Below are 24342 nucleotides of genomic sequence, written 5' to 3'. Positions count from 1 at the left end.
TCGCGACACGATATGACAAGCTCATGCTGAACTTTACAGCCACATGCTATATCGCTGCCATCGTCACATGGTGGCTCAATTGAGTCTGGACCCTAAATTGTTCATTGACAGCTATCACGTCGGTCGGGCCCACGTGCGGATGGTCGCCTCTCAACCCCGATTTCAGACATCTGGGCTGGACTTTCAAAGCAACCTTGACGCTCGTCCGCTGCGCCGTTTGGCGTTGCTGTAATAGTCGGACGCCTGCTGCACGGATCGATGGCGGGATTGTTCCATAGCTTCGGGCAACGGAATGCCGCGATTGGCGGCTTCGGTCAGATAGCCGGAGCGCAGCCCGTGGGCGGAAAACTCCCGCGGTTCAAGCCCTGCCATTTGTGCGCGCTGCTTGACGATGCGGTTGATGGCGCTCGGTTCGAGTGCACGCGCCGAAACATTTCCCCATCGATCGACTTTTCGAAACACACTGCCCTTATCGATCTTTGCCGCCTCCAGCCAATGGGTGAGGGCGTTGACAGGCCGACCGGTAAGATAGACGATTTCATCGTGATCGGCACCACTGGTTTTGGTGCGACCGAGATGAATGCCGAGTGAGGGTAGGGGAGAACCGTCCTCATCGGTGACGGGCGTCTGTTTGACGAGCTGTTCTATACGCAAACCGGCGATTTCACTGCGCCTTCGCCCGCCTGACGCAAAGGCCACCATCAGGATGGCCCGGTCACGCAAGGCGGTGAGATCCTCGCCGGAACAGGTTGCCAGCAGCTTGCCCAGAATATCGCCGGTAATCGCATTGGCACTCTTGCGGCTGCGTGGCCGGTTCAAGGCACGCACCGCAATGCGGATTGCCGATTTGACGGAAGGCGATGAAAACGCACCCTCCAGCCCACGCCAGCGGGTCAGTGTTGACCAGTTGGCGAGACGACGTTGGACGGTTGCCGGTGCGTGCGGCCCGGATACGCGCAAGAATCCTTGTTGACGTAATTCTTCTGCGACGCCGGAAGGCATACCATGATTAGGTTCGATCTCGCGTTGTTGTGGACGCCAAAGATGATGCGCGACGAATTTGAGCAACAGGGCTTCGGGTGCGGGGAAGGGGAGGGGGCTGCCGGTTGCAGCGAGTGACCAGGCTTCAAGATAGGCCAGGTCTGAAGTCAGTGCGCGCAGGGTGTTTTCGCCCATGCCTTCATTGACCAGATGGCGGAGCGTTTCGATATCCTGATCGGTCAATAGCCCGGCGAGCCTGTCGCGGCGGTTCATTGGCAGGACGGCAGCAATCGTATCGAGTGCTTCGGTGCGCCGGTCGAGCGCGGAAACCTGCGCTGATGGCACGGGCAAAACTCCTTGATGGGCCGGAAGACGGGCTTTCTGCGGCGCGGCTTGGCCATGACTTTTGCTGACTTGCGGCTTCAAATCAATAACCTCCGATAACCGATACTTATCGATGGTTATAGGCCCAACCCCAAGCCATCACCAGTGCCGGACATTAAATATACACTGGATTCCGTTTAAGACTTCATTTACCATAATTTCAATGCGTTACGATCTCGACCTTTTGCCTCTGAAGACCTTGCTGTCGCCGTTGGCGCGCGCCAGTGAAGCTCTGGCACGGCTCGACGAACGGCTTGCCCATTCACACGTTGGCAGAGGGGTGATGGAGCGTGCGCATTATGCGGATGCCTGCGCGTCGCTGTGGCTCGACGGCGAACTGGTCGAGATCGAAGATCTCATCCTGCATGATGCGGCACGTGACATCCGTTCCCCCAGTCATGCCCTGACCATTGCCCGCGATGTGTTGCAGACGCGACGGCGTATCGCCACGCAGGCGCCGGACTGGGCGCTGAGCACGAACGGGCTGCGCAGTCTTCGGATCGGCGGGCAGGCGTGGCCGGCATCCTCTCCGGATGGCGATTGCATCGTAGCAGACAACGAAAGCACGGCGGTGTCCGATGCGGCGGGCGACCGGCAGGACGGGGAGGGGAGACAATATCGCTTGGAGGACGGGCTCGACCTCCCCGACATTGATCTTGATGCCATTGACGCGGTGTTGGCGCGATCCGACGATGTGTTGGCAAGATTGAAACAGCCACAACGGCTGGCGAGACTAGAAACAGATCCGCTGATCCGTGATCCCGACTGGGATGAGGAGGAACGCCTCGACGAATGGCGAACCGTGTTGCGGTCGATCCGCGATTTGCCGCCGGTGTTGCAAGCCATTCTGGCACTCGATGCCTGGAATGAGCTCGCAGTCTTGCAGCGCGCGCCGTGGCTTGGCCGTTTGGTGGCGGCTTCGCTGCTACGGCGCGAAGGGCTGACTACTCAGGCGCATCTGCTGGCCTTTAATGCCGGCCTGAAAACCATCCGTGTCGAACGGCGCCGTCATCGCAATTTTGAAACTCGGTTACTTGCCAGTCTCGAGGGCCTGACGACCGGTGTCGAGCTTGGCTTCAAGGAGCACGACCGGCTGATGCTCGCACGCCAGATGCTGGAACGGCGGCTTATTGGCCGGCGCGCCTCGTCCAATCTGCCGGGCCTGATTGAGCTGGTGCTGGCGCGGCCCCTGGTTTCGGCCGGGATGATCGCCGCCGAACTCGACATCACCCCCCGCGCCGCTCTTCGCCTTGTCGAAGAGGTCAACCTGCGCGAAATGACCGGTAGGGGGCGGTTTCGGGCTTGGGGGATATGACACCAAGTCATTTGGAGTTCATTAAGGTCAGGGGAAGAGGAAATCATCATGGGGGAAACCCGCAGTTTCGATCGCTGGCGACCGTTCGATGAGACCACATGGTCTTATCAGATCTTTTCACGTTACGATGATCAACTGGGTATAATCGGAACGGCACATTTGAACGCGATGCAATTTACCTTCAAGGGTTTAAAGCAAAAAGGCGTGTCGTGGCAGGTTTCGGCTGTAAACGCGCTGGATACCGGTGAGAAATTTCTTGCCTCGTTTCGAACCCTCAAGGATTGGTCGGATAGCTACAATCTGTTTGATAACTGGGTCAATTTGAACACTGTCATGGCATGTGCGGCTAATCTGGAGACATATGTCGCCGCTGTAGTCGATCTCGCCATCCGATCAGACCCCGGGTTGTTGTTCGGAGCATCGCGATCGATAGATGGTGCCAAGCTCCTGAAGCATGGAGGCGCTAGCATCGAAACCTCACAACACGTTGCAAATTGTACCAAAGGCGACTGGAGTGCGCGATTCTCTGCGCTAGAGAAAATACTCGGGCCGCTAGATCCGAAGATAAAGTGTCACCACGCCAAACTTGAAGAACTACGAAACATCCGCAACCGCGTAGGGCATGCTTTTGGTCGCGACATCGACAACGCACGCAACCACGGTGTTCGCGCCTTTCACGACATGGAGAGCCTTTCAAGGGAAAGAGCGTATGCCTTTACCCGTGTGTGTCGGACAGTGGCTCGGGAACTGGATCGACATGTGCTTTACAGATTTATTGGAGACTTCGAAACCATTCGCTTCTTCGCGTGCTACCATAGGGACGTTCTCAACGTGAACGTGATCAAGCGCGCAATAGCTCTCAAGACGGCGCTGGGCCGGATTGGCGCCCAATTGCGGAGCAAGGCGCACCTTGCCGGTCTCATCGAATATTGGGATGCGCTTTGAAGCGTATTCGGTCCACTAGGTGGCTCCTCGGGGACCCGCCACGAAACCGGCGCCAGACACTCCCTTTACCTATGTCCCACGAAAATCAGGAAGCAGATGATAACCGCCTCGATCACCGTTCCTGTCCGCTGCGAAACGGTTGGCATAGCCCGCGAAAATGGACGTGATCAAATCAAAGAACTTGTGGCGTGGATGGGTTATGTTCGCTAAAGTTGCACATTATCATTCGAAATAGAATCAATGCACACAGCGCCTCCCCCTAACAAAGCACTGAATGCTTGGCTGGAAGAATATCCGAGCGAAGTCGAAAATTATGGCCATTTGCTCCTTGAGGAGAAGCAAAAAACTGAACCCAATATGGCCGAAGACCTCATTCCGTACTTTGAATCGGCGCACCTCGACGCGCGGTGTTGTTTCCATAAACTTGCTCGCATCAGTCTCCACCCAGACGAAGATGGCAGCGCGTGCGACGCGCAGTATCCTGGCTCGCTACCACTCAAGGCGAAAAAGGGACTGTTCGGTGAGGTGATGTCCGGCATGATGTCGGAAAACTATGAGTTCGTTGGCAAGCATGAATATCTGATACCGGTTTTCCTTTTCCGTAATCATGAGGACGCCGGGCAATACATTTACACACTGAGCCGTGATCCGACTCGCACGCGTGAGGTGCTTGGGCGCAAGGGCGACGACTTTATTGCAATCGTGGTCGGCGAGGAAGGCAAGGTCATACGCTTCATCGCAGGCGAGGCGAAATGGCGGGGCACCTGGACACCATCAGTTTTGAACACCGTCATGCTCGGCGAAAAAATCGTCGATCCAGAAGACGATACGAAGCGAGCCCATAATGGCAAGGGGGTTTGGTACGAGGTCAATCGCGCGCTTGCTGTTCCACTTGGTCTGGAGCAACTGCATGCGATCCTAGAAGAATGCGACCCGGATAAATTCGCAAGGGTCATTGCTTCCCTTGATCGAATCCTAGCGAGACGCAATCCGGATCCAGTGGAGCGAACCGATTTGATTCTGTTGTCGGGTGGCTCCGCACCAACGCGCAAACCCAAGCATTCGCTTATCCCCTGGAAGGAAGTGCCCGTCGAATACACGGCGGGCCGCGATCTACAGATCGTCGAGCTGCTCTTTTCGGGTGGCGACGATTTGATAGACGCGATCTATGCGGGCCTCTGGGCGAAGGAGGACGTCCTTGCCTGAGTTTGATCAAGAGCGGCTGGATCTCGCCCGAACCATCCAAAACGATCTTGCGCAAGAGAGAACGCTTAGCGCGTTGCAGGCCCGCTCTTTTGTGCGTTGCTTGCAGACGGACTGGGACGTCGAGACGATCCAGTGGGGCGACAATGATTCCGATACGATTCTTCAACAGGCGCGCTACCTGATACGCGCCGGCAGGGTGCTTACGACTGTGCGCGAGGGCATGCCAGCGGAGGCGACCCTTGCGTTTCGGCGGGCGGGCGAGCTTCTGGAATGGCTGGCAAGGGCGCGAGACAAAGTTGGTGGCGAGATTCCAACCGCCCTGATCGCGGCTGGCTGTTATCAACTCGGCGGCCTTCCGGCCATGGCGACGGGTTTGCTACGGCAGGTTCCACCGAACGACAGGGGGTCGCGGCTCTTCGCCGATTTTCTAAAAGCTGATTTTGATGCCGTGCTTCGCCGTGCGGCGGGTTTCTGGAACGACAACCTCGAATATACGAGACGGGGCGCCGAAGAGAGGTTTTTTGGTGAAGGTACCGAGGAAAGCGTCACTTGGTTTGGCACCATCGAGCTCGTTCGCTGCATAGGCCTTGCAGCGCAGACTCTCAGGCGAGGCGATTCAGTCCGGTTTTCTGCTGCGTTGGAACGCTTGCGCGAGGTAGAACGCCTCCTCGTCAGAACATCATCCGACGATGTTGCGCTTCTCGCTTTCTTCCTTCGCTCCGCGTGCGAGCGTTTTGGGAAAGCGACGATCTACGATCCGCTTCGGCGGCTCGGTGAGCTCAACCCAGCCAGATTGCAGCAGGTCAACCAGTTTGCGAGAGCGCAGTATTCACGGGGCCGCGGCATTCTATGGCAATCCCAGCGTCAGGGTATTGAGCGGCTTCTTAGCGGTTCATCGTTTGCACTCTGCACGCCAACTGGGTCCGGCAAGACGCTGGTTGCCAATCTCGCGATCCTGAAAGAACTCTTGATCCTTGCGGACGGTGACGACCATCGCACGCCGCTCGCCCTATATATCGTGCCGTCGCGGGCTCTCGCAGGAGAAGTCGAGGCCAAGCTCACAGGCGAGCTTGGGCGCGATTTTGTGGTCACCGGACTTTATGGCGGTTCCGATTGGGGCATCACAGACGCCTGGTTGACCTCCGACTCGCCAACGGTCCTCATCGCCACGGTCGAGAAAGCGGACGCCCTCATGCGCTATCTAGGGCCGATGCTACTGGCCCGCCTCAAGCTACTCATCGTCGACGAGGCGCACCAAGTGGTGCTCGAAGACAATGATCGAGAGCGCAACTCGCTCGCCGATCACATGAACCGCGCAATCCGCATCGAAAGTTTCATCTCGCGCCTCCTGTTGCGCAAGCCAAATATTGTTCGCATCGCGCTAACAGCCGTTGCTGGAGGAGCAGCCCCGCCCGTCGCCCGGTGGATAGAATCCAATCCTAATGCACAGCCAGTTGGATCAAACTATCGTAGTACAAGACAGGCGATCGGCGTGCTCGAAGTCGGTAAAGGTTCGCCACGTATCGAACTACACCGCGTGAATGATCATTCGCTCGGCGTGCGGGGAAGAGGTGACGTCTACATCCCGCTTAGGATCGATCCTATGCCTGAACCGCTTTCGGGGATCCGCAATAGCCTCAATCATTTCACACAAAACAGCATCCTTTGGGCCGCATTGCATTTGGTGGGCGACGACCGCCGCATCTTGATCTCAATCTCCCAGCGTCCTGAGCAAACGATGGCATGGTTTGCTGAGGCGTTTGACCTCGCGGGATGGGAGGACATCCCGGCCTTCGAGCCACCAACTGACGGCGATGACGCTGCATTGTTTGCCGAAGCGCGGACGGTCTGCATAGACTATTGCGGCGAAAATTCTTATGAGCTTCGCCTTCTCGATCGTGGGATCGCGACGAACCATGGTCAGATGCCGCAGCGCCTTCGACGTCTGATGGTGGCGCTGATCGATCGATCGATCTGCCCCATCACTGTAGCCACAGCGACCCTCACCGAAGGGGTCAATCTTCCCTTCGACATGATCTTCCTGCCGTTGCTGAAGCGCACAATGTTCAATGTCGCAACGCAAACCCCTGAAGAATACCCGATGACTGCCGCCGAGTTCCGCAATCTTGCGGGTCGCGCCGGCAGGCCGGGGGCTGCAAAAGGCATGGAGGGACTCACGTTGGTCGCTTTGCCGGTGGCGCCGTCGACGACGGCCAATGGGCAGCTTCCGACGCAGCGAAGGCAGGTTAGGGATCGGCGTCAAGAGTATGACGACCTTAATCGACGGTTAGAAGCGGACGCCGGCGGTGATGCCAATACATCGAGCCCGCTCTCCGTTTTGCTTCGTGCCATCAGGGAGCATGCGATGCGCCTGCCGGGCATCGATGATAATGACGACTTCTTGGAGTGGCTCGAGGTGACCGCGCCGGAGGAAGTTTCCCCCGACGCGGGACAGGCTCAGGCCACCACCGCAGCCCGTTTAGCTGACCGGCTCGACGAGCTCGACACCATGCTCCTGGCGGCTGTCGAGGAGACGGCCGCCATTACCGAAATGGCGACAACGCCCGCCAATGCCGAGGCGATGCTGAAAGAACTTTGGCAGCAAACGTTCACGCAGGTTGCACAAGCGACAGAGGCTTGGATGGAGCAGGCCTTTGTCAAGCGGGGACAGGGGTTGGTCGAGACTATCTATCCCGATGCAGACGAGCGCAAGAGGCTCTACGATTACGGCTATTCTCCTTATGTGGGCCGACGGTTCGAGCCGGTCGCGAGGACAATCCTTGAACTCATTCAGGATACTGAAGGTTACGGAACAATGGAGCCCGCTGAGCGCCTCGCAGTTTTCGATTCGCTTGGAGAGGCGGTGGCCGACGACGGCGGCTATGGATTTTCCATACGTGACACCGAGATGGGCCGTACCCTATACGCCAACTGGCATGAGGTCCTTGGCTGGTGGATGGGCATGCCGGGCGCAGCGTCGCCGGCGCCCCGAGACCTTCGCGCGTGGCAAATATTCACCTCGGACAATTTTGAGTTTCGGCTTGGCGTTGCCATAGGCGCTGTCGTCGCGCGAGCATGGTCGCAGGGCACCGACGATCCGCTCGACACCCCGACAATTGAAACCTGGAAAGAAATAACCGGGCTTCCGTGGTTCGCCTTCTGGGCAAAAGAGCTGCTGCGCTGGGGAACGCTCGATCCGTTTGTGGCTTTTGCTCTTTCTCTCGGTATTGCGAGATCCCGCCCCAAGGCCGAAGAAATGCGCGGGCAGTATCTTGCTTGGCTTGACGAAGAGTTGTTGGTTTGGAACAGCGAGGACCAGATCGACCCGAGCAACCTTCTGGCGTGGTCGAGAACGCTAAGAAACCGCGAAGCAGGTGCGGCCAGACGCGCTCCGATCGCTGCGGAGCTCGCTGGTACGGACGGTAGGGCAGGCCGGTATGCTGTCATTCCCGTGCGTTCTGAGAGGCGCATTCGATGGCTTGACGCATCAGGATTTCGCCTTGCGATCTCGGCTATTCCCGAAGGATTTCCAACTGGATTCCGACAGTCCAACGACTATGATCTTTTGATCCAGAACGGTGAGGTCACGGTGCTGCGGATCTCTTAAAGGTGACGGCGCTTTGGTCAGTGGCCCGACACGAACGGCCCGCGGCGCTCGCCGCCAGCGGACCAAAGTGATTGCCATCGTGAGCCAGTATTGTCGATCACGGGAAAAGATCGCGCACGCGCACAAAGGGGTTTCCCGTTTCAACGGCCCGACGTGCTTTCAAAGACAGGACTTCGCCGAGATTCAAACGTTTCGACAACGTATCATGCAGATCGAGGCCATCCATGCAAATGATCGACGTCGATGCTTTGCCAAAAGCGGTCAAGCCGTCGGGGGTAAAACCCGTGTTGCTGATCAGGAGGCCCCTTGCCCACTTGGCCTGGCGACTCACCTTGTTCGCGAACCGATCGAGGTCACCTATGGCGCTGGCAGCGTTTTGCCATTTCGCCTCGAGCAAATACGTTTCACCTTCTAGCACAAAACTACCATCGATCTGCTCGCCAGGATTTCGGAACGATGCACGTGGTGCGAGACCGTAGATATGAAAAAAATCCCGCAAGAATGTCTCGAATGCATAACCTCGCGGCTGGGGAGCTAATCTGCTCACCTCGAGCAATTGAAGCGCCAGAGATGCCAATGCTTCCTGCGAGGGCCCATTTTGTGCGGCCGCTGCTTCTACCACCGGCTCACGACGGGGCAGGGTATCAAGGAACTCAAGATCGGAAAGCTCCGGGATCCGAAACGACACCCTGAGAAGTAAAGCGTTTAGCTGATCGACTTCCTCACGAGTCAGAGGTTCGTTTCGCCCTCGGCGCCACGTCATCGATTGGCGGATGATGGCGAGGATCAGCGGGCAGAAACGGTTTCTCCGATGCTCAAGCGTCTGGCTCAAGAGATTGGTGAGCGACGGAAGTTTGCTTCCAGGTTGCCAGAACTCGCCCACCCCGGCCTGACCGGCGGCAAGCGGGAACGCCGTTTTTGAATTTCCGCTGCCCGGCAGGAAGCTGTACATAATATCGGCGATCTCGCTGATCGCGCTCGCTTCTTTCATGTTCAGTGGCACCGCGCACCTCATCTTAGATTAATTGACGTCGGAATCGTGTTCGAAGCTCGGAGCGCTATCCGGTCTTCACCGGACCGAACATTCCGCTCTCAACCATTGCCAAATAGACTTTCTTCATCGCGAGCGCCGTCTCCTGGCTGACGAATAGCGAAGATCTGCTCCCATGCGGCGCGCCGAGCAGATATGGGCGCATGGTTTCCCAGCTTTCTGCTCTTGATGACCATCTCCAGACCGGGAGTTCCTGCTCAAGCATAAGCGGGACGGCAAGCGACTTCGGCACCATCTTGCTCGGCTCAAGGATCGCGTCCCATTCGCAACGAACGAGAACCGGCTGGGTCCCCGTGTTGTAGAACGGGACGTCGAGGATTTCGGCCGAAATCGTCGCGCGGGGATGATGGGGTATGGTGTGGGCGGATGCGACGACCTTCTCGGCATCGACATACGGACATGTCAGAAACCCGTGGGCAAAATAGACTGTATGGTCGAGCCCCTGGTATCCGCAGCGATCACTCGGGTAGGTCCCCGGATTGTGCTCGTCCTGATGGGAAACCAGCGGATGCCAAGTGGGGTAGCCGTCAACAACAGGGCCGCAATCGTCGATGATATCCTGAAGCGCTCTTTCGCTTCGCGCCCGATCATCGGGCACGAAGTTTCTCGAGACAAGATAGCTTTTCGCCCGTTCATAGCCGTTCATCATAGCTTCATCCGCTCGGAATGCCATTAACTCGCTCCAGCTTGCCCTATGCATGAAAGATAGTAAATTTGCATGAAAAGTCGATTCTATGCGCAATAGTTCGTTTGAGTGCGAAATCATCACATGTGTCTTTGCTGCTTTGCGCGGCAGAGATGCGACGGTCGGGCAGTTTGCAATGGCGAGAAGATCGATGACTACCGCTGCCTGCCCATTGGGAATGCAATCAGCAAGAGATGACGGTAGATTCGGCACGAACGCACATATCATCGTGCCTTCCTCACTGATTCGTGGGCAATTCACATACTGTTTCAAAAGGGCCCGCGGGTTAGGACGATTGTAGAATGATGGACTTATTTGAGCCCAGGCTGCCCGAGAGAAAACTCCATAAGAGCTTCTGTGAAATTCGGACAAATCCAAGCTATGCGCCGGTGATGTCTGTAATTCAAAGCTGGGCAGCCGGCCTGCTTGACCGCAAGGGCGAGGCGGAAAAATTCGTCAAGGAATTTCAATCGACGTTTAATTCATCCATGTGGGAGCTCTATCTCAATAAGGCTTTGACCGATTTGGGCTGTAGCGTGGACTATTCTAAGCCGTCACCGGATTTCTTCGTGACGGCGCCCGGGAATTATGAATTTAACATCGAAGCGGTGATATCGGACCAGCCTGCGAGCGATAAGGAACCGAAGCCTTGCAGCGATCAGGATTTCAAAGATCGCGGTGCGCTCAAGCTGGTCGGAAAAATCAGAGACAAGGTAAAGATATTTCGAGGCAGTGACGGCAAGAAGTATCCATACTCTTCGCTGAGCCACGTCCCGGGTCGGCCGTTTGTCATCGCGATTGCCCCTTTTGACAGCAACCAATCCCTTTTGCAAAACAACGAGCTGATCAACCTCGTCCTATTCGGCATCGGTGCGCCGATGCTAGAAGGGTCCGAGCTCAGACAGGACAAAATAGCGTCGATTGCGACGGCGTCCGGTGCGCCGGTCCAAATGGGAATCTTCACGAACGATTCCTTCAAGGAAATCAGTGCGGTCATCTTCTCTACAGTCGGAACTTTTGGGAAGGCAGTTGTTGAAAGCAAGATCGAGCGACTTGTCAGAGCAACTCGCTTTAGATCGATAGAGAAGGAAAGGATTCCGCTCGGCTCACCAATGTGGGACCTCGGGACCCATCGTTTTCAAGTCGACAAGCTGAACTACCTTTTGACGCAGAGGTGGGATTTCGGTCGCGATGTTATAGGCGCCGACGTGCACATCCAGCATTCCTCATTCCTTCGGGAAAGCCATCTAGATGGACTGCATATCTATTTTAATCCGTATGCTGAAGTGCCATTCGACCCGAGCTTTTCGTGGCCGGGCGAAGTTTCCCTGAACTACTATGACGTGGCTATCGGCCAACCGATCCAAATACACCCCGACCGCGCGTTAGTCTCCCGGCAGGTTTTTGAAATTAGCCCGTTCTGGATCCACCAACTACTTACAAGCTACGGCTTCGTCTGATGTCCCCATCCTCCATGCGGCCATGGCGGCTGCTTCGAATGCTCTCAAGGCGTTCACTCCGGTTAAATCCATAGCGCTCGCCTTGTCTGACGCTTCACCGATGCGCGGCTATGGCACGAAGCGTTCTGCTCCACGTAGCGGTTTCAGCATCGTCCGAAGGCTGGAAGGATCGATGGACGCTATGGCATAGGCAGACATGGCGTCTTCGCGCCAGAACATATCGCCTGGACCGGGGAAGGTCGTCCGCAATCTGCGCACGACCGCCAGTGCATTCAATGCCCAGTTGCGAAACTGATCTACCGGCCAGAATGCCACCTCCTGCAGGTGGATTGCGGCATCTCTGTCGGCACCATTAATCCCACTTACTAGCACGGGTATGATGTGCGTACTGTTGGCTAGTCCAAGGTGGCTTCGTAGCCAAATCGGATGAGAGGCGACTTGCCGGGCCTTATTGACAGACAAAAGTGACGTTTTGAGTGCCTCCGTATAATCTTCAAAAACGATGGCGAAATCGTCGTCGGCCAGCCACCAGGGATCTGGAGAGCCTGCGGTTTCGATTTTTCCCGCCGCGAACCCTAGGAGATCGCCAAGTTCCTTTTGCGCGTTTTCGAATGCCGACGCCTCATCCTTGCCAAGCCCTTCTATTATGGCGCGCTCTACCTTCGCGAATTTTTCATCATGCCGTGTTCCAAGCTCGTCGAGCCGTTGTTCGAGCCGCTCTATGAGTGCAGCCGCAGTCGCCCCCGGCTTTGCCTCGGAAACCTCATCGGGCCGTAGCCCCGCGATTTGTCGAAGCCAATGAATGCCGGTCGTGGCCTTCGATGACGCTGAGTAGTAGTCTCGAGCTATCCCGTCCTGGCCCGAAACGCCCTCACTTGCCAATCGACTGGCGGAGTCGCCTGCGAGATAGTTCCAAAACGCGCGGTATCCCTTCAACCCTGCGTCTTGCAAAACAGTAAGCACTTGGCGTGCTTTCGCCAGCGCGCCTTGGTGATCTCCATCCCAAAGCGCGTATTGATAGCCCACTTCATGAAATGAGGCCTCGCGGAGCTGGTCAAGCATGGGCAGCTCAACTTGGATTGACTCACCGCGGAGCCGACGGATCTCGTTGTCCGCAGCTCTCCATTCTGGCCCTCGAGCATAGAACAGCTTGAGGTTCTCGATCATGTCTTGGGTAGTCCCCGATTGTTCCAGCCCGAATGTGATTTCTGCCTGCAGCTCAGGATGTAGCGCCACCCTCGTCTCGCGCTTGCTCACATAGGTCTGTAAATCCTCCCCAAGAAGAATCACTGCTGAGTAATCTGTCGCCGATCTCGTACAGCGTCCAACCGCTTGGACGAACCGTGTTCTAATTCGATCTGCCAGCAGGGCGCGTGCGCCCATGCGCGTTACCAGGAATTTTTCCTGTAGGTTTGCCGCACTTGGAAGTCCGCGCATGATGAGCAGGCGGCATTGATCATCGGGAAAATCCATCCCGTCGTATCTGTTAGCGAGCAGTGCTACAGCTCGCTCTGAATGCAAGAACGGCGTCTTTGTCTCCTCGATTTGTGTCGCTGAGAATATCGGAATCTGAACAGTCTGAGCGATATCACTCTCGACGGTTCTGGCTGTCCTGAGGTCAGGGACCAAGACAACCGCTCGTTTTGCCTCGTCGATCGCGGCACACTGAAGCATGTGCTGCTCGTCAGCACCTAGCGACCGGCCAGGCATGATAAAAAAGCGACGACCAACGCCCAGAGCGTTGTAGTCATCCGATACACTAAGGCGATGGATGCGAGGAACGCCCGTTACGCGTTCGAGATCTCCGCCGGATCCCAACGTGGCAGACATATAGATCCGTTGGGTAGCGGCTGCAAAGGGCTTGTAGCGGAGCGTCGGCGGCACCAACGGCCTAATGCTGATCTCGTTTGCGCTGATGTATAGTCTGCACGCATTAAGATGATTTCGGATTTCGCCCCAGCGCCATCGTAAATCATTGTGGGCGACGTGTTCGTCAATAACCGCAATAAACTGCTGCTCGATCGATGAAAACAAAACGAAAGGGAGCATGTCGACCCAGGTCGCGTCCCAAAGGTTTTGGGTGGCATCGCGCATTCGCTTGGCGTCGAAGGGCGAAAGGATCTGGGCTAAGACATTGGCGCACGCGCTAAACAAGGCAGGATGCGTGTTCCGGTCAATGTCCAAGGTCCAATGTTGGGCCATATAGTTTTCGGCGGAATGCGCATCGTCGAAAATCAGGCAGTTCGGCTCGTCGAAAAATGTGCTGGCATTGAAGAATCCGCCGTATGTCGTAACCGCGATGACCTCTCCAGATTGATATCTGCCTTTGTCTGAGGGATCAAAATCCGCCTTCTTCCCGACAAACCCGGCAATCGAATCTCGCATGCCATATTTGGAACGGGCTTCCTCGACCACTTGGTGTACGAGTTGCTTTGTCGGGCAAATATAGACCACCCGTTCTGCGCGACTCCGCCGCCGCCACTCGGCAATAAGCGTTCCGACAAGGGTCTTGCCACTTCCGGTTGGAAGTTTAATGGCGACGTCCGCTTGGGACATTGCGGTCGTCTGATATTGAGCAAGGACATGACCCTGATGCGTTAGCAACCCTTTGAAGGCACGGTCGCTGAAATCAAGGAACATGCGTTCGGGCGTTTCGAGCGATACGCTTGATGTCCCTCCAAGTTTAAAGGCCAAGTTATACTCCCCAGACAAGTCGCTATTGCGAATCAACTCCGCGCCAAAGGTGTATCAATGGAATGGAGACAGCAATTGTTATGCGATCGGGATATGCCTATTGGTGGGTTCTAGTTTGAAGTGCGACTTGCGAATGATAACAATGAGTTATCCAATGCAAGGAACCTGTCATGGACCGTACCTATTCGCATATTGATTTGGATGAACGTCGCAGAATAGCACGCTGGCGCGCTGCAAAGCTTTCCGTTGACGTTATTGCTGAGAAGCTTGGAAGGCATCGCTAGACGATTTTTCGTGAACTGAAACGCAATCAGTTTAACGATGATGAGATTAAGGATTTAAACGGCTATTACTGTACGATTGCTGACCAGAAATGCCGCGAGCGGCGTTCGAAGCAACGCAAGCTCATTCGGTATGATGAGCTACGGCAGTCCGTGATCGATCACATCAGCGATGGATGGTCGCCGCAACAGATTGCTGGGAGAATGCGGTTGGAGCAACATCCCATCTCTGTCAGTCACGAAACAATCTATCAGTTTGTGTATTCCACCGACGGTCGAAAAGAAGAGCTTTGGAAATATCTGCCGGAACGTCGTGCCCGACGCCGCCCACGTCATGCCCGGCGTCATCATGGACGCCGCTTTCCACCCGAACTGAGCATCCTTTATCGTCCAGACATGGTTGCCAGGCGCAAGCAGTTCGGTCATTGGGAGTGCGACCTCATCCAGTTTCGCAAGAGGTTCGGCAAAGCCAATGTGACGTCTCTGGTCGAGCGGGTGAGCCGCTTTACGGTTTTGTTGCGCAACAATGATCGGCAGTCACGGCCGGTGATGGATGGGGTGATTAGGGTACTCCAACCCCTGCCCCAAATGGCCCGCCGATCAATCACGTTTGATCGTGGTACTGAGTTTACAGAATGGTCGTATCTGCAGAATGGGATAGGGTCTCAAACATGGTTCTGTGATCCGCAGTCACCTTGGCAGAAAGGCACTGTTGAGAACACCAATAGGCGCACAAGACGCTGGCTTCCCCGAGACCTTGATCCGCTCACCCTCAGTGATCGAGACCTCGCATTCATCTGTCATCGGCTCAACAATACGCCGCGCAAATGTTTGGGGTACAAAACGCCTGCAGAAGTCTTTCGGCAAAAATTAATCGCAAACAGACATCGTTATGCGTAAGCACAAACGGCAAAAGTCGCGCTTCAGCATGACCTCACAATTCGAGAGTCATTTCTGACAAGAAACGCCTTGGGGTCTATGTTTCTGCCCAGTTTTCGTTTCATCGGCATAGATGAACATTCGCTTTCGGTTCCTCCCAGCATAAGCTTGAACCGCGCTTAGAAGGCCCACCGGATTGCATCGACAAAGTCTGAAAGATTGGGGCGTTCGCTGTTGCGCTCCGGAATTTTCAGCCTGTCTCTAAGTGCAATTGTCATTTCGAACTGAACCCCCATCCCGGATTGGCCGCGATTGCAGATGTTGGCAATGTTGATGCCTTGCAGATCTAGATCGTTGTGACGGGCTACCGCAAAGCCGATGTCCAAAAGATTCTTAGCCATCTTCTCGATCAGCTGCTGATGTCGTCCGCCCAAAAAGATGGTTTCTCCTTCTCCGGAACAGCCATGGAATGCAATCGCAACCTCACTTTTACGGACGAGGGCATCACCTCTCGGCTCGTCAAAGTTTGTAGACGTAATGTGCAGATCCCGGTTTCCCGAATTTTTGCGGCCTTCGAACAGGTAGAGGCTCCAGGTGTCAGAAGCCACAGCTCGGGCAAGTTCGGACGTGCCGGGTTCGATTTTGCCGCCATGCGGAGCAATGACGCACGCGGTGCTGCCTCGATCCAGAGCCGTAATCGAAAAGGCACCGGGTTCCGCATCTGCCAGGGCGGCGAAGTTGGTGTATTTGTCTTTCATGGAACTCGCTCTTTGGTCGGTTGATCCGGCGTCGACGACTCGCCGATAAGATGAATGTTGACATGTCAGATAAAAAATATCAACCTATCTGACATTAGGAGATTCGAATGAGCGACGGTCCCCATAAAAGTTTGCCCTTGCGACCGAAGTACAAGAGACTTGCAGAGTGGGCCTACAAGCCTGCCTTTCCGGTCGAGCAGGTCTGCGAAGCGGCAGAGGCGGCAATTCTTCGCGACGCGCGCACCGAACTCGCGCCTGTCGTTGCGCGCATCATCAGGATTGCCGACGGTGAAGACTTGCTGACGCGACTTCCTGGTTTTGTTCAGGAGCAGCTTCGAGCGTTGCGCGACGAACCAAGCCTTTCGCCTTTAGCGGCCAGCGCCATCGAATGCACGGTAATGGCTTGTCAACAGGGGCTGCAGGGGAGAGCGGCCGTCCAGGAAGGCGTCGATACCGCTCTACGAGAGCGTCTTGCAGCAAACGCGCGGACGACCGAGGAACACTACCTTGTCGAAGCGGGCCGGCGTGCGTCGCTCAATATCCGCGAGCGAATGAACGAGACCATGAATGCCATGGATGCAAACGGCTCGTTTTCTCGCATCGCTCGCTCGGTGAGCGGAGACAAGACGGCTGCTGTCTCCCACGCTCCTGTTGTGCGCGACAGCCTTGAGGAAGGAGTGCCGTTTTGAAAGTTCTTCAGGGAGAGTGCCCGCGGATCCGTGTCGCTGTGGTTGAGCAAGGTGCAGGTTCGATGCCATCGTGGCAGACGATCGAAATCGACAGCACGATCGTTTTTACGATGGAAGATCTTGATGACTATCGGACCAAGAACTGGGACAACCGCATCTATGACGTCATGGTCCTGATCGCGGCTGTCGAGTTTTGCGACAAAAGCTGCAAACGCCCGGCTTGGGGCTGGATGCGTGAAATTGAACTTCACTTGCCGGTTCATGACGTCGACCACTGGGAAACGCCGCAGGTAGGATCCGCGCTCATGTCAGCGCTTAAATTCCTGACGGGAGATGAGTGGCGGATTTCCTTTTATAAGCGCCGATCGCCCATTGAAGATATCGGCCGGCAAAGCAGGCTTGAATTCGGTGACCTGTCCAAGGTCGTGACGCCATTCAGTGATGGTTTGGACTCGCGCGCCGTCACCGCGATGATGACGGCAGGCGGGCGCTCCGATCGGCTGATCCGTGTCCGTGTCGGTGCAAAAACAGATGATCGCCCCCTCACTGAACATCGAAAGGCGCCGTTCCTTACGATTCCTTTCAAGGTCAAATCAGGAGACTGCCCTTTTGCCGAATCCACTGTCCGCAGCCGCGGTTTCAAATTCACGCTTCTCAGCGGGATTGCTGCCTATCTCCTCGGTACGCACGACATTGTCATGCCGGAGAGCGGGCAAGGCGCGCTTGGCCCGTCGCTTGTGCAAACCAGTCACGGTTATGAGGACTACCGCAATCATCCACTCTTCTTCGGCAGAATGGAGCGTCTTGTAGCGGCAATTTTCAATTATCAGGTCAGCTATCGCCTCCCTCGACTTTGGAAGACGAAGGGGCAGACGCTGGGTGAATTTGCCGCCCTGCCGGTCAATCCCGATGAATGGGTAAGAACGCGGTCGTGTTGGCAGCAGAACCGAAACTCATCTGTTGATGGCAAGCGAAGGCAGTGCGGGATCTGTGCCGCATGCATGTTGCGTCGGCTCAGTTTTCATGCCGCCGGTTTGGAAGAGCCAAAGGAGAACTATATCTGGGAAGATCTGCGTGCCGGTGAGTTTGCGCAAGGTGCTGCTCCTGGCTTCAACAAGATTACCGGAGCCATGGAACATTATGCGATCGCTGGCACTTTGCATCTTGATCATCTGGCAGATTTGCGCTCTTCACCTGTACACCGGAAACGCGTGGCCCGGCACGCTTGGTTTTTGTCTCAAGAACTTGGAATGACGCCGGCGGAAGCCGAGGACGACCTCCACGGGTTGCTCCAACAGCATGAATTGGAATGGAAGGCTTTTATGAAGGATCTTGGACCCATGTCGTTTGTAGCGCAGTGGCTGGCCTGACCGCAATGAGTGAGGTCATTGACCAACTGACGCAGGACGAGCTCGGCGAGCGGCTTCGGCGCGCCCGCGAGAGCGCCGCTAAAACGCAGGCGGATGCAGCCGAAGCAATCGGCGTTGCCAGAACCACGCTGGTTGCAATGGAAAAAGGCCAACGCCGCGTCAAGATCGGTGAAATGCAGCAGCTCGCGCGGCTCTACGGGACGACCGCAAACGCAATTATGCGGAAAGAATCGGTTCACATTGAACTTGTCCCAAAATTCCGCAAGCTCGCCGAAAATGAGGAAAAACCGGTTGCAGAAGCTGCCGAGCTGATGGCGCAGCTTGTCCGTGCCGAGGTCGAACTCGAGAATTTGCTCGGCGTCGAACATACTCGCAATCTTCCGCCCGAGCGCCGCATCCTGTCCGGTGACGTGCGGGAGCAGGCTGAGCAGCACGCATTGGAACTTCGTCACTGGCTAGGTCTGGGACTGGCGCCGGTGGCCGATATTGTTTCGCTGCTCGAAATGCAGATGGGTGTCCGAGTCTATGCTCGCAAGCTTGCGGCAAAGATCTCGGGTCTGTTCGCCTTTGATGAAAAGGTCGGGGCATGCATCCTATTGAATGCAAATCACCCTCTTGATCGAAGGACGCAGACGGCCGCTCACGAGCTAGGGCATTTGGTGGCGACGCGAACGGACGCGGAAGTGTCTGAACTCGACGAGTTGGAAAATTCCCGCGAAGAAAAATATGCCAATGCATTCGCGCGGGGCTTTCTGACCCCGGCTCAGGCGGTGCGACTAAAGTTCGCCGAAGTTACTGCTGGCTCGACGAGCCTTACTCGCAGGCACGTCATCGTGCTCGCGCACATATTCCATGTATCCCGGGAGGCGATCGTTCGCCGGCTTGAGGAGCTGAAGCTCACGAAGAAAGGGACATGGGACTGGTTCCTGGCTAATGGCAATATTACCGATGACCAAGCTCGCCAGGTATTGGGTGACGCCGGAAAAAGCGATCGCCTTAAGGACGAGGCCGCTTTGCCCGTCTCACTCAAAACGAGTCTGATGGCGTACCAAGCCGCCAAGCGCGGCATTCTCAGTGAAGGGCAGATCTCACGCCTCCTGCATCTCGACCGCATCCAGGTTCGCGATATTTTGAGTGACATCGACGCCGAGGAAAGCGGGGCCAATGCGGCAACCTCAATCCTCCGCTAGGTCGCATGCTGCGATTGTCGTTGACACCAGTGTCATCATCAATCTCAACGCCACGGCCAATGCCACTGAGATTATCCGTGCATATGGCGTCACCTTATGCGCCAGTGATGTCGTACGCGATGAACTCATACTTGATCGCATCAATGGAAGGAACGATGGCGAGTTGGCCCAGCGCCTCGTTCAGGAAGGGTTGCTGGAGTTCCTGGCGTTTGATGAAGAGGCTGAGCAGTTGTTCGAAAGCCTCGTGAGTGGACCGGCAGAAATGACGCTTGACGACGGTGAGGCCGCCACGCTTGCGGTCGCTGTTTCGTTGAACCGAACTGCCGTATTCGACGAACGCAAGGCAATCAAGATCTCCGGCGAGCGCTTCCCGGGCCTTGAACTCATGGCAACTGCCGACATCCTGCGTTCCGATGAGGTGTTCGCCGCCCTCGGTTCCGAGGGTATCGCCGATGCTCTCTTCAGGGGACTGAAGGGTGCTCGCATGGCTGTTCCTGAGCGTCTCCATGATTGGGTGGTAGAGCTCTTGGGTGAGCGCATTGTTGAGTGCCGGAGCCTGCCGGCTGCCTTGCGCTAGGTCCGGAAGTAGCTCGATCTTACGCGGACATTCCCTAGGTGAGCGCGCCCTACAGTTCCAGCAGCAGCTGACCCTTCGCCACTCTGTCAAGTGGTGTGAGAGAAGAAAGCGTTACCCCGAGAAGCCGCACAGGCTTTCTGAACGGGGCGACGGACGTCAACAGCTGATTGGCAATTTCGAGGATGTCTTCGCCGGACGAGACCGGTGCGTTCACGGTACGGCTGCGAGTTACTTGCTCAAAATCAGAATATTTGACCTTCAGTGTCACCGTCTTGCCGCTCAGTCTGTGCGCCCTGCAATGGCGCCACACTTTCTCGATCAGTGGGGGGAGCTCACCACGCGCGAAGTCTATCCGATCTATGTCTTCCATGAACGTATCTTCGGCACCAACCGACTTTCGCTCTCGGTCAGCCCGAACCTCGCGACCATCGATCCCGCGGGCAATCCCGTAGAAATAGGGACCGCCTTTGCCAAAATGTTGCTGCAGGAAAGCACGTGATTTTGATCTTAGGTCAAGGCCAGTCGCAATCCCAAGTTGCCTCATTCGTTCGGCCGTGGCAGGCCCGACGCCGTGAAATTTATTCACTGGCAGCACTTCGACAAACCCCGGACCGTTTTTTGGCGTAATCACGAACAGGCCATCGGGTTTTCGTTGATCGCTTGCCATCTTTGCCAGGAACTTATTGTAGCTGACGCCGGCAGAGGCTGTCAGACGGGTCACCTCCTTGATCTTGGCACGGATTTCCTCGGCGATTGTTGTCGCGATGTCGATACCCTTGTGGTTTTCGGTTACATCGAGGTAAGCCTCGTCGAGCGAAAGCGGCTCGATGAGCGACGTGTATTCGGCAAAGATCTCCCGAATTTGGTTTGAGACCGTTTTGTACATATCGAAACGAGGCTTCACAAAGATAAGGTCTGGGCATTTGCGTATTGCAGTCACAGACGGCATCGCCGAATGAACACCGAATTTGCGCGCCTCGTAGCTCGCGGCAGCCACCACACCACGTGCTTCTCCATGGCCGACCGCTACGGGCTTGCCACGCAGGTTGGGATTGTCCCGCTGTTCAACGGACGCATAGAAGGCGTCCATATCGATGTGAATGATTTTCCGCTGGGGCGGCTGCACAGCCACTATGTGTCGACTATCGTCCGACCCCTGGCTAGGGGCATCGGTAGGAGTTGTGAAATTGTCAAACACGATAGTCACTCTCGCAAGGTGAGTTAACGAGACAGAGCTCAGCGGGAGCGCCGAGAGGGGTTTTCGATCGCAGCCTTTCCCTGACATCAACCTGATTCTCCTCAATGAATCGTAAACTGATGGTCCGGACTAGATCATCAAACCAAATGGAACAAAAAGAGAACATATTGCATTTTTCGAGCAATGGAAATAGGAGAGTTTGCGGGAGCTCGGGCGAGCGGAGTGTCAGGGTCCGCCGAAAGAGTTAGGCTAAGTCACAGGCAGCTACATTTTCCGCCGACACTGTGCGGCAAGATTCTAGTCGGAGATCAATGCGTTCGGTCCGTTGAATTGCGCGTCGCCAGTTCGAATTGGTTCAAGTTATATCAACCTCTTCGCCGACGGCGAAGGACAGCCATGGAGAATCTTGACTGCAATCTGAAACTGAAGCCACATGTAGCTGTCGAGATTGAAGAAGGTCTGTTCTTGACTCCAACTCTAAATCAGAAACATCCTACCGGATTTGCCCCACGTACCGCGCCAGCGAAGCTTTGGCGCGTCTGGATGAGCGGCTTGCCCATTCGCCAGTCGGTCAAGCTCTGATCGAACGGTTTCATTCTGCCGATGCCGGCGCGTCGCGGTGGAACGACGGCGACCTGGTTGAAATAGAAGATCTAATCCTGCATGACGCAGCGCGCGACATCCGCTCTCCCGGTCACGTGCTGACCATTGCCCGGGATGTGCCGCAGACGCGACGGCGCATTGTCGCGCAGGCCCGGACCGGGCGTTAAGCCCAAACGGTTTGCGCAATCTTCGGCAGGCGTGGCCTGCTACATCGCTTGGTAGTGGCATCCTCGCGGGCAGCGAAAGTATGGCGGTGTCCGATGCGGCGGTCGACTGGCAGGACCGGGGCGGGGAGGGGAAGCAAAATCGTCTGGATGACGGGCTTGATCTGCCCGGCATCGATCTCGACGCCATTGACGCGGTGCTAACACGCTCCGAAGACGTTCTGGCCAAAGCGAAACAGCCACAGCGGTTGCCGAAGCCGGAGACAGACCCGCTGATCCGCGATCTCGATTGGGATGAGGAGGAACGCCTCAACGAATGGCGAACCGTGTTGCGTTCGATTAGCAATTTGCCGCCGGTCTTGCAAGCAATCCTGGCGCTCGATACCTGGAATGAGTTCGCAGTGTTGCAGCGTGAGCCGTGGTTAGGTCGTTTACTGGCGGCGTCCCTGTTGCGGCGCGAAGGGCTGACAAGCCAAGCGCATGTGCTGGTCTTCAACACCGGCGTGAAAGCTGTCCGTGTCGAACGACGGCGGCATCGCAATTTTGAAACCCGGCTACTTGCCTGTCTCGAAGGTCTTATTGCCGAGATAGAGCTCGGTTTCTAAGAACATGACCGGCTGTTGCAGGCGCGGCAGATACTTGTGCGGCGCCTGACGAGACGCCGCGCGTCCTCAAATCTGCCGGATCTGCTGAGCTGGTGCTGGCGAGGCCATTGGTTTCGACGGCCTCATCGCCGCGGAACTCGACATCACACCCCGCGCCGCCCTTTGCCTTGTCGAAGAAATCAGCTTGCGGGAGATGACGGGGAGGGGGAGATTTCGGGCGTGGGGGGATATGATTATGAGTAATTTTCTGGCTGAAGAGGCTTACATCGTGCTTCGTGCTTCGTCAGCCAAATAAACTGGTCGCCCTAGTCTGTGACTGTAAGCTGCCAAATGACCCTTTTATCAAGGCCCGTGCCAATCACGATCTGCCAGCGTAAACGCCGCGCTGAATGCTCCAGCCGAAACACAGCCAGACTGCAGGCGCTACGATTGAGATGGGAAAGCGATGGTTTTTGTACGTCGGGGTTTGCTCATTCATGAACAGAAAATACCGCAATCATATTGATGAATAATCAATGTTACAGCACCGTTTTTCCAGTTATACAGTGTCGGCCTGCATACGCCGAGCTTTTCAGTCAACGCGCGCGCGCTTTCTTGCCGGTTATAAAGTCCGACGACGCCAGCCTTCTTCAACGCGTCTGGATATCGCGGACGTCAGTTCTTCCGGTAACAGCTTTGCTAGTTTCGGGAACCGCCTCACGAACCCATGCTGTCAACGTCGCACGCCCGGGATAGCCCCAACGCGTGCATCGTTTCAGAAACATAACTACCATGCAGTGCTCAAGAGCCGATTCAGGCCAGTATAAATTTTAAGGCTCGGGGCACAAATCCAAAACGCAGATCAAGATGGTGCTCATATTCCAGGTATCATCCCTTCAAAGCATTCTTGCTTGGATAACCCAGCTGGCGAATAGTCGCTTTCGGGCGCTTGCCCAGCTTGATGTAAAGCGCAACGGCTTGCATCCGATCTTCGTAGGAATACATGAACCACCCCCATGATAGTCCAAGTTTTTATCCGCACGCCCTGCGGTTCAAATCCACCGGAACGTTTCACACTCAAACCGATCCATCAAATGTCGGGACCGAACATCTAATAACCTTAATAACGTAACATTCATGTTACCGTATGTAACTAGCTTACACATTCTTCAATGTATCACTCTTCCAGAGCTCAATTTTGGGAGAACTATATGCGTTTACTGACAGAAGAAGAAATGATGGCCGTATCAGGCGGTAAGGGCCTGGACTCTCCGGGACGAAGTGATGCTAATTATGGTGGTGGTCGTGGCGGCGCCAGTGGTTCTAACAGCTCTTCGGGCGGTAGCGGTAATAGTAATCGTCCTTCAAATTCTGGTTGGGGTGCTAAAATAGGTGGAGCAATAGGTGGAGCAATAGGCGGATTCCTTGGTGGAAGGGTGGCTGGACCATTTGGCGCTGCAGGAGGAAAAACCCTGGGCTCAGCACAAGGAGCTGTGACCGGGCACTTAGTCGAAAACGCGTTTGTAAGGGGCACGAACAAAGCGATTGATAGAACGCTGCACGATGCTCAGAACGCAGCAGGACGAGCTGCAGCCAGCGGTTCTAGATGGGGTAGCAGATAACTGAGGACAAACTCGATGAGAGGTCAGATGATCGGACCTCTCATCCAATTTACTTTATAAATTTAAATTATGAAAAAGGTTAGGGAGTTTTGGATATGA

General features: G+C 55.8%; 15 protein-coding genes and 3 pseudogenes. 11 read left to right on the top strand and 7 right to left on the bottom strand.

All coding sequences use genetic code 11. From position 1 onward, the window contains the following. Window positions 1-183 precede the first annotated feature (183 nt). The gene (locus QBD00_RS12535) at window positions 184-1254 is read right to left on the bottom strand and encodes a site-specific integrase (protein WP_412535022.1); all 1071 of its coding nucleotides are present in this window, start codon (window positions 1252-1254) and stop codon (window positions 184-186) included. A 265-nt stretch (window positions 1255-1519) separates the two neighbouring features. Between QBD00_RS12535 and QBD00_RS12530 the strand changes: the two genes are divergently transcribed. The 4 genes from QBD00_RS12530 (at window position 1520) to QBD00_RS12515 (ending at window position 8438) form a co-directional block, all read left to right on the top strand. Then, a complete protein-coding gene (locus QBD00_RS12530) occupies window positions 1520-2680 on the top strand; it encodes an RHE_PE00001 family protein (protein WP_318579669.1) in 1161 nt (386 codons plus the stop codon). A 48-nt stretch (window positions 2681-2728) separates the two neighbouring features. Beyond that, on the top strand, window positions 2729-3625 hold the full coding sequence (locus QBD00_RS12525) for a hypothetical protein (RefSeq protein WP_318579658.1): 897 nt from the start codon (window positions 2729-2731) through the stop codon (window positions 3623-3625). A 240-nt stretch (window positions 3626-3865) separates the two neighbouring features. Then, the gene (locus QBD00_RS12520) at window positions 3866-4831 is read left to right on the top strand and encodes an aminotransferase (protein WP_318579657.1); all 966 of its coding nucleotides are present in this window, start codon (window positions 3866-3868) and stop codon (window positions 4829-4831) included. Then, window positions 4824-8438: a DEAD/DEAH box helicase gene (locus QBD00_RS12515; RefSeq protein WP_318579656.1), complete on the top strand. Its 3615-nt coding sequence runs from the start codon at window positions 4824-4826 to the stop codon at window positions 8436-8438. The genes QBD00_RS12520 and QBD00_RS12515 overlap by 8 nt, the downstream gene beginning before the upstream one ends. Window positions 8439-8535: 97 nt before the next feature. Here the strand turns inward: QBD00_RS12515 and QBD00_RS12510 are convergent, their stop codons facing one another. Both QBD00_RS12510 and QBD00_RS12505 read right to left on the bottom strand, forming a co-directional pair. Beyond that, the gene (locus QBD00_RS12510; protein WP_318579655.1) at window positions 8536-9429 is read right to left on the bottom strand and encodes a restriction endonuclease; all 894 of its coding nucleotides are present in this window, start codon (window positions 9427-9429) and stop codon (window positions 8536-8538) included. 67 nt (window positions 9430-9496) lie between these two features. After that, complete coding sequence (locus tag QBD00_RS12505; RefSeq protein WP_318579654.1) at window positions 9497-10162, bottom strand: hypothetical protein; 666 nt, start codon at window positions 10160-10162, stop codon at window positions 9497-9499. 314 nt (window positions 10163-10476) lie between these two features. Here QBD00_RS12505 and QBD00_RS12500 point away from each other — a divergent pair, with 314 nt between their 5' ends. Further along, window positions 10477-11634 (top strand): hypothetical protein, encoded by a 1158-nt coding sequence (locus QBD00_RS12500; RefSeq protein ID WP_318579653.1) that lies wholly within the window; start codon window positions 10477-10479, stop codon window positions 11632-11634. Window positions 11635-11742: 108 nt separating this feature from the next. Here the strand turns inward: QBD00_RS12500 and QBD00_RS12495 are convergent, their stop codons facing one another. Further along, complete coding sequence (locus QBD00_RS12495) at window positions 11743-14328, bottom strand: DEAD/DEAH box helicase (protein ID WP_318579652.1); 2586 nt, start codon at window positions 14326-14328, stop codon at window positions 11743-11745. Window positions 14329-14498: 170 nt separating this feature from the next. On the opposite strand from QBD00_RS12495, the pseudogene QBD00_RS12490 reads away from it, so the two are divergent. Further along, window positions 14499-15509 (top strand): annotated as a pseudogene (locus QBD00_RS12490) (IS30 family transposase). A gap of 158 nt (window positions 15510-15667) precedes the next feature. Here the strand turns inward: QBD00_RS12490 and QBD00_RS12485 are convergent. Further along, window positions 15668-16246 (bottom strand): poly-gamma-glutamate hydrolase family protein, encoded by a 579-nt coding sequence (locus tag QBD00_RS12485; RefSeq protein ID WP_318579651.1) that lies wholly within the window; start codon window positions 16244-16246, stop codon window positions 15668-15670. A gap of 107 nt (window positions 16247-16353) precedes the next feature. Here QBD00_RS12485 and QBD00_RS12480 point away from each other — a divergent pair, with 107 nt between their 5' ends. The 4 genes from QBD00_RS12480 to QBD00_RS12465 are packed head-to-tail and all read left to right on the top strand — an operon-like array spanning window position 16354 to window position 20072. Continuing rightward, entirely contained in the window at window positions 16354-16935 is a 582-nt protein-coding gene (locus tag QBD00_RS12480; RefSeq protein WP_318579650.1) for a hypothetical protein, read from the top strand. Then, window positions 16932-18305: a 7-cyano-7-deazaguanine synthase gene (locus QBD00_RS12475; RefSeq protein WP_318579649.1), complete on the top strand. Its 1374-nt coding sequence runs from the start codon at window positions 16932-16934 to the stop codon at window positions 18303-18305. The genes QBD00_RS12480 and QBD00_RS12475 overlap by 4 nt, the downstream gene beginning before the upstream one ends. Window positions 18306-18310: 5 nt before the next feature. Next, a complete protein-coding gene (locus QBD00_RS12470; protein ID WP_318579648.1) occupies window positions 18311-19495 on the top strand; it encodes an XRE family transcriptional regulator in 1185 nt (394 codons plus the stop codon). Beyond that, window positions 19470-20072 (top strand): hypothetical protein, encoded by a 603-nt coding sequence (locus QBD00_RS12465; RefSeq protein ID WP_318579647.1) that lies wholly within the window; start codon window positions 19470-19472, stop codon window positions 20070-20072. The genes QBD00_RS12470 and QBD00_RS12465 overlap by 26 nt, the downstream gene beginning before the upstream one ends. Window positions 20073-20121: 49 nt before the next feature. Here QBD00_RS12465 and dinB read toward each other — a convergent pair whose 3' ends face one another. Continuing rightward, window positions 20122-21198, bottom strand: a complete 1077-nt coding sequence (gene dinB / locus QBD00_RS12460; RefSeq protein WP_412535021.1) for a DNA polymerase IV — start codon at window positions 21196-21198, stop codon at window positions 20122-20124. Between the two features lie 572 nt (window positions 21199-21770). Between dinB and QBD00_RS23625 the strand changes: the two are divergent. Continuing rightward, a pseudogene (locus QBD00_RS23625) lies at window positions 21771-22868 on the top strand (RHE_PE00001 family protein); the annotation flags it as partial. Between the two features lie 302 nt (window positions 22869-23170). Here QBD00_RS23625 and QBD00_RS12440 read toward each other — a convergent pair. Further along, window positions 23171-23626: pseudogene (locus tag QBD00_RS12440) on the bottom strand (IS3 family transposase); the annotation flags it as partial. Between the last annotated feature and the right edge of the window lie 716 nt (window positions 23627-24342).

The sequence above is a fragment of the Ochrobactrum sp. AN78 genome (assembly GCF_029909885.1).
Classification (GTDB): Bacteria; Pseudomonadota; Alphaproteobacteria; order Rhizobiales; family Rhizobiaceae; genus Brucella; species Brucella quorumnocens.
This window is presented reverse-complemented; position numbering and strand designations above follow the sequence as displayed.